This window comes from Corynebacterium sp. HMSC078H07 (genome assembly GCF_001812805.1).
Lineage (GTDB): Bacteria > Actinomycetota > Actinomycetes > Mycobacteriales > Mycobacteriaceae > Corynebacterium.
The window spans coordinates 22,179-28,460 of sequence record NZ_KV810519.1 but is presented as its reverse complement, the minus strand read 5'-3'; the positions used below and the strand labels follow the sequence as shown (position 1 = coordinate 28,460).

6 protein-coding genes are annotated in these 6,282 nt (G+C 58.8%); 1 reads left to right on the top strand and 5 read right to left on the bottom strand.

Annotated features, from left to right (window positions below; genetic code table 11):
• A partial coding sequence (locus tag HMPREF2875_RS12200; protein ID WP_141754643.1) for an HNH endonuclease signature motif containing protein occupies window positions 1-392 on the top strand: 392 nt, incomplete at its 5' end.
• A gap of 80 nt (window positions 393-472) precedes the next feature.
• Here HMPREF2875_RS12200 and HMPREF2875_RS12195 read toward each other — a convergent pair.
• The 5 genes from HMPREF2875_RS12195 to rpsL all read right to left on the bottom strand — a co-directional run bounded on the left by HMPREF2875_RS12195 (window position 473) and on the right by rpsL (window position 6,218).
• The gene (locus HMPREF2875_RS12195; protein WP_070673480.1) at window positions 473-1,201 is read right to left on the bottom strand and encodes a hypothetical protein; all 729 of its coding nucleotides are present in this window, start codon (window positions 1,199-1,201) and stop codon (window positions 473-475) included.
• Between the two features lie 100 nt (window positions 1,202-1,301).
• Window positions 1,302-2,492, bottom strand: coding sequence for an elongation factor Tu (gene tuf / locus HMPREF2875_RS12190; protein ID WP_070673479.1), 1,191 nt, complete (start codon window positions 2,490-2,492; stop codon window positions 1,302-1,304).
• Window positions 2,493-2,856: 364 nt separating this feature from the next.
• Window positions 2,857-4,986: an elongation factor G gene (fusA, locus tag HMPREF2875_RS12185; RefSeq protein WP_070673478.1), complete on the bottom strand. Its 2,130-nt coding sequence runs from the start codon at window positions 4,984-4,986 to the stop codon at window positions 2,857-2,859.
• A 386-nt stretch (window positions 4,987-5,372) separates the two neighbouring features.
• The gene (rpsG, locus tag HMPREF2875_RS12180) at window positions 5,373-5,840 is read right to left on the bottom strand and encodes a 30S ribosomal protein S7 (RefSeq protein WP_070521784.1); all 468 of its coding nucleotides are present in this window, start codon (window positions 5,838-5,840) and stop codon (window positions 5,373-5,375) included.
• 6 nt (window positions 5,841-5,846) lie between these two features.
• Complete coding sequence (rpsL, locus tag HMPREF2875_RS12175) at window positions 5,847-6,218, bottom strand: 30S ribosomal protein S12 (protein ID WP_039673673.1); 372 nt, start codon at window positions 6,216-6,218, stop codon at window positions 5,847-5,849.
• Window positions 6,219-6,282: the final 64 nt, after the last annotated feature.

Sequence of the window (6,282 nt, the reverse complement as noted above, 5' to 3'; positions counted from 1 at the left end):
ACTCTTATAGGATTCAGCGGCATGCCAGCTGGAAGCAACGCATCAGCCTGTGCGCCGAATTCCAAACCTGTTCCAGACCAGGGTGTAACAAGCCGGCGGACTACTGCCAGGTCCACCACCTCGTCCCCTGGCAGGCAGGAGGTTTCACCAACCTCAAAAACCTCACCTTCCTGTGCGCCTATCACAACGGTATTAACGATGATGACCCGAAACGGCCCACAGGCAGGGGTTACATGTTCCGGTTGAATACCGGGGTGAGTTACATCCCGCCCTGGGGTGTGCCAATTACCGCCATGCCCGAATACCAAGAAGCCACAGCCAGACTCGCCGCCGAACAAACAACAGGACAAACCACAGGTCAACCACCCGACCCACCGCCACGTGCAGGCTAACCGCCCGCACGCAGCCACGAGGAACGCCGAAACCCGCCAACCACACCACGGTCAGCGGGCACACCGGCGATCCTCGGCATCTAGGACGGAGACCACGGCTCGTTTTCGACGAGAATGATGTCCTCGACGACGCCAAATGAGTGCTGTGTGCCGCGGGATAGGTGAACGCCGAGTGGTGAGCCGGGTTCGCACTTCTCGATACGGTCCCAGGAAAAGTCGGCGCGTGCGAGCTCCCGGTTCTTGCGTTCAATGACATGGAAGCCGTGGTCAAGGATGATGGTCTCGGCATCGGTTCGGATGAACCATACGCGGTCACCGACGCTGCGACGCTTGAGACCATTCAAAGAGCGGCGGTCTTCCTTAAGTCGGGTAACCGACTGAACTATGCCGAAGCGATGCTCGAAACCTTCGGTGTCCGCGATGACTAGGGGCCGTCCGGGTCCGACGGGCCGCAAACCTGATACGGGCCACGCGACCGGCTGGCCCTTCACGCCTTCCTTTGACATAGGGCGGACTACGGCGTGGGAGGTCTCCGGTGAGGCTCCAGGTGAGAGCGTCACACGGTGAGTATCGGTGACGGTGAGCCAGAGGCCGTGGGTGATGAGGGAGGCGTCGGAAAGCGGTAACAGGGGCGGGTGGACTCGAGCCATGTCCTCCAAACGCCTCGTGAGATCCTCGTCAGACACACCCCAGCCATAGCCTTCTGCTGCAAGCATGCCGAAAAGAGTGCCCAGGGGAAGGTCAGGTTGGCCCTCCCAGGCGGCGCGAAGAGCAACGAGGGTGCGATCGATGCGAGTCGGATCAAACATGACTCCCAAGCCTAGTACCCCCGTGATCACAAAAGCCGCCCAACCCCTACTGGGATTGAGCGGCTTCAGGATGCTACAACATCCTGCTAATCACTAAGGATTAGTCGAGGATCTTGGTAACGCGGCCAGCGCCGACGGTACGGGAGCCCTCGCGGATAGCGAAGCGCAGGCCCTCGTCCATAGCGACCGGCTGGATCAGCTCAACGGTCATCTCAACGTTGTCGCCCGGCATGACCATCTCGGTGCCCTCAGGCAGCTTGATGACGCCGGTAACGTCGGTGGTGCGGAAGTAGAACTGCGGACGGTAGTTGTCCATGAACGGGGTGTGGCGGCCGCCCTCTTCCTTCTTCAGGACGTAGACGGAACCCTCGAACTTGGTGTGCGGGGTGTAAGCGCCCGGCTTGATGCAGACCTGGCCACGCTCAACCTCTTCACGCTTGGTACCACGCAGAAGCAGACCACAGTTGTCGCCAGCCTCGGTGTAGTCCATCATCTTGCGGAACATCTCGATACCGGTAACGGTGGTGGACATGGACTTGTCCTTGATACCGATGATCTCGATGTCCTCGTTAACGTTCAGGGAGCCACGCTCAACACGGCCGGTAACAACGGTACCGCGGCCGGTAATGGTGAAGATGTCCTCGATTGGCATCAGGAACGGCTTGTCCAGCTCGCGCTCCGGATCCGGGATGGAGTCATCGCAAGCCTGCATCAGGTCAACGATGGACTGTGCCCACTTCTCGTCGCCCTCAAGAGCCTTCAGAGCGGAGATGTGAATGATCGGAGCGTCCTCGTCGTAGTCCTGCTCAGCGAGCAGCTCACGGATCTCCATCTCAACGAGCTCGATGATTTCCTCATCGTCAACCATGTCGCACTTGTTCAGAGCAACGAGGATGTACGGAACGCCAACCTGGCGAGCCAGCAGAACGTGCTCGCGGGTCTGCGGCATCGGGCCATCGGTTGCAGCAACAACCAGAATAGCGCCGTCCATCTGAGCAGCGCCGGTAATCATGTTCTTGATGTAGTCGGCGTGGCCCGGGGCGTCCACGTGTGCGTAGTGGCGCTTCGGGGTGGAGTACTCAACGTGGGAGATGTTGATGGTAATACCGCGCTCCTTCTCCTCAGGAGCCTTATCGATCATGTCGAAGGCGAAAGCGGTGTTCTCCTCCGGGTAAGCGTCAGCCAAAACCTTGGTGATCGCTGCGGTGGTGGTGGTCTTGCCGTGGTCGACGTGTCCGATGGTGCCGATGTTCACATGCGGCTTCGTACGCTCGAACTTCTCCTTTGCCACTGTTTGTCCTCCTGGACTCTATGGCGGCTACGTATTTCGCAGCCACGTGGTTTGTATTGCCATTGGCACTTCGAGCCGAAGCCCATAAGCGCTAATGACGCTTTCTTTACGTGCCAGTTACACGATCCTAGATTTATGCCGCAGTTTTTTCAAACTGCCTCAATAGGAGGTAACCCCGCGCATAACGTGCGGTCGTTGACCCTCGACAAGAATCAATTAACAGGATCCTGGGAGGGTAACGGCCGGCTCAACACACACGATTGTGGTTGCGTGCTCAGCCGACCGCTACCCCCCAGCGCAGGGAGCTGGCTGTCTACTGGCGAAGACTACCAGCCCCATGTTGCGGGCTAAACGGCGGGGCCGCTTAGGCCTTGTTGCCGGTGCGCTCCTCGATGATCTCCTGAGCCACGGAGGACGGAACCTCAGCGTAGGAATCGAAGACCATGGTGAAGTTTGCACGGCCAGCGGTGGAAGAACGCAGGTCACCGATGTAGCCGAACATCTCGGACAGCGGAACCTTAGCCTTCACGACCTTGGCGCCGGAGCGGTCCTCCATAGCGAAGACCTGGCCACGGCGGGAGGAGATGTCACCGTTCACGGTGCCCATGTACTCCTCAGGGGTAACAACCTCAACGGCCATGATCGGCTCAAGCAGAACCGGCTTTGCCTTAGCAACAGCTTCCTTGAGGACCTGGGAGCCAGCCAGCTTGAAGGCCATCTCGGAGGAGTCAACGTCGTGGTAAGCGCCATCCTCGAGGGTGGCCTTGATGTTCACCAGCGGGAAGCCAGCGACGAAGCCGTACTGCATAGCATCCTGGATACCAGCGTCGACGGACGGGATGTACTCCTTCGGAACGCGGCCACCGGTGACGGCGTTCTCGAACTTGTAGGTTGCGGACTCGCCCTCTTCCAGCTCCTCCGGCTCCGGGTTGTACGGCTCGATGGTGACGATGACCTTTGCGAACTGGCCGGAACCACCGGTCTGCTTCTTGTGGGTGTAGTCCAGGGACTCGACCTTCTTGCGGATGGTCTCGCGGTAAGCAACCTGCGGGTTACCAATGTTGGCCTCAACCTTGAACTCGCGCTTCATGCGGTCAACCAGAACGTCGAGGTGGAGCTCGCCCATGCCGCCGATAACGGTCTGGCCGGTCTCCTCGTCGAGCTCAACGGTAAAGGTCGGGTCCTCAGCAGCCAGCTTCTGAATAGCGGTACCCAGCTTCTCCTGGTCAGCCTTGGTCTTCGGCTCGATGGAGACCTTAATAACCGGCTCCGGGAAGTCCATGGACTCGAGGATGATCTGGTCATCCTTGTCACACAGGGTGTCACCGGTGGTGGTTTCCTTCAGACCAATGACGGCGTAGATGTTGCCGGCATCTGCCTGCTCCACCGGGTTCTCCTTGTTGGCGTGCATCTGGAAGAGCTTACCGATGCGCTCCTTCTTACCCTTGGTGGAGTTCATAACCTCGGTACCCGGAAGAACCTGGCCGGAGTACACGCGGGTGAAGGTCAGCTGACCGAAGAACGGGTGAGCAGCAATCTTGAAGGCCAGAGCTGCAAACGGGGACTCAATGGACGGCTTACGGGTAATAACCTCGTCCTCGTTGCCCACAGCGTGGCCGGTGATCTCGCCGATGTCGAGCGGGTTCGGCAGGTAAGCAACGACAGCGTCGAGCAGCGGCTGGATGCCCTTGTTGCGGTAGGCAGTACCACACAGAACCGGGTAGACCTCAGAGTTAATGGTCATCTTGCGGATGGCAGCCTGGATCTCTTCCTTGGTGAGCTCCTCGCCACCGAAGTACTTCTCCATGAGCTCTTCATCGGACTCGGCGACGGTCTCGAGCAGCTTCTCGCGGTACTCCTCAGCCTTATCCTTCAGGTCGGCCGGGATCTCCTCGATGGTGGCTTCGGTACCGGTCTCAACCTTGCCGCGCCAGGTCAGTGCCTGCATGTCGATGAGGTCAACGACACCGTCGAAGTCATCCTCAGCGCCGATCGGCAGCTGCAGAACCAACGGCTTAGCGCCGAGGCGGTCAACGATGGTGCCAACGGTGTAGTAGAAGTCCGCACCCATCTTGTCCATCTTGTTGACGAAGCAGATACGCGGAACGTCGTACTTAGCAGCCTGACGCCACACCTGCTCGGACTGCGGCTCAACGCCTTCCTTACCGTCGAAGACGGCAACGGCGCCATCAAGAACACGGAGGGAACGCTCCACCTCAACGGTGAAGTCAACGTGACCCGGGGTGTCAATGATGTTGATCTGGTTGTTGTCCCAGAAACAGGTCACAGCAGCGGACGTAATGGTGATGCCGCGCTCCTTCTCCTGCTCCATCCAGTCGGTGGTGGAGGCACCATCGTGGGTCTCGCCGACCTTACGGTTGATACCGGTGTAGAAGAGAATGCGCTCGGTCGTGGTGGTCTTACCAGCATCGATGTGAGCCATGATGCCGATGTTGCGGACCTTGTTCAGATCCTTAAGCACTTGTTGTGCCACGTTTATACCCCAACTTAATGTCTCGTCGACGCCCGAGTCAGCTCAACACTGACTCACAGTACAAAGACGTCTTCATGGATAGGTCTTGATCTATTTTGCCACGTCTAGGCTAGCGCGGCAGCGTGAGGAACTCAGGGCACCTCACATGTGGGCTGCCACTGTCCCGCTGTGCATGTTACTGCATGACGTTTTTGACTGTGCATGCAGGGCGTTTAACTGCCCCCATACACAAAAATGGCCCGAACAACGCTATTAAAGTTGTATTCCGCACTGTGCGCGTGGCGGTACCCTTTTCTCAAGGGCGCCGCATCGCACTGTCAGCGCAGGTAAACGATGATGTCGTTGTTCGGGCCAAGAAGCCATGTGGCAACAGTTTTCCGCAGGAATTACCAGCGGTAGTGGGCGAAGGCGCGGTTAGCCTCAGCCATCTTGTGAGTATCCTCACGGCGCTTGACGGAAGCACCCAGGCCGTTGGATGCGTCCAGAATCTCGTTAGCGAGACGCTCAATCATGGTGTTCTCGCGACGCTGGCGGGTGAAGGTCACCAACCAACGCAGTGCCAGGGTGTTGGAACGAGCCGGCTTAACCTCAACCGGGACCTGGTAGGTAGCGCCACCCACACGGCGGGAGCGAACCTCGAGGTCCGGGCGGATATTGCCCAGAGCCTTCTCCAGGGTGCCAACCGGGTCGGTACCGGTCTTCTCACGGCAAGCCTCGAGAGCGCCGTAGACGATGCGCTCAGCAGTGGACTTCTTGCCGTCCTGGAGGATCTTGTTGACGAGCATGGTGACCTGCTCGGAGTTGTAAACCGGGTCCTTGACTACAGGACGCTTCGGTGCAGCATTCTTACGCATTGTTGATTACTGTCCCTTCTTTGCGCCGTAGCGGGAGCGAGCCTGCTTACGGTCCTTCACGCCCTGGGTATCCAGTGCGCCACGGATAATCTTGTAGCGAACACCCGGGAGGTCCTTCACACGACCACCGCGGACGAGCACCATGGAGTGCTCCTGCAGGTTGTGGCCCTCGCCCGGAATGTAAGCGGAAACCTCGATACCGGAGGTCAGACGAACACGAGCAACCTTACGGAGAGCGGAGTTCGGCTTCTTCGGGGTGGTGGTGTACACGCGAGTGCACACGCCGCGACGCTGCGGAGAACCCTTAAGGGCTGCCGTAGCGACCTCGGCCTTCTTGCTGTGGCGGCCCTTGCGGACCAGCTGCTGAATAGTTGGCATAAATCTAGTCTTTCTGTATGACTTCGGCTTCAACTGATCAAGGAAGGCGGTCAAACATGCAAAA

What these genes read in the sequence shown, in the direction of transcription:
- HMPREF2875_RS12195 (WP_070673480.1), bottom strand. Translation starts at nt 1,201, where the DNA reads ATGTTTGATCCGACTCGCATCGATCGCACCCTCGTTGCTCTTCGCGCC.
- rpsG (WP_070521784.1), bottom strand. Translation starts at nt 5,840, where the DNA reads ATGCGTAAGAATGCTGCACCGAAGCGTCCTGTAGTCAAGGACCCGGTT.
- rpsL (WP_039673673.1), bottom strand. Translation starts at nt 6,218, where the DNA reads ATGCCAACTATTCAGCAGCTGGTCCGCAAGGGCCGCCACAGCAAGAAG.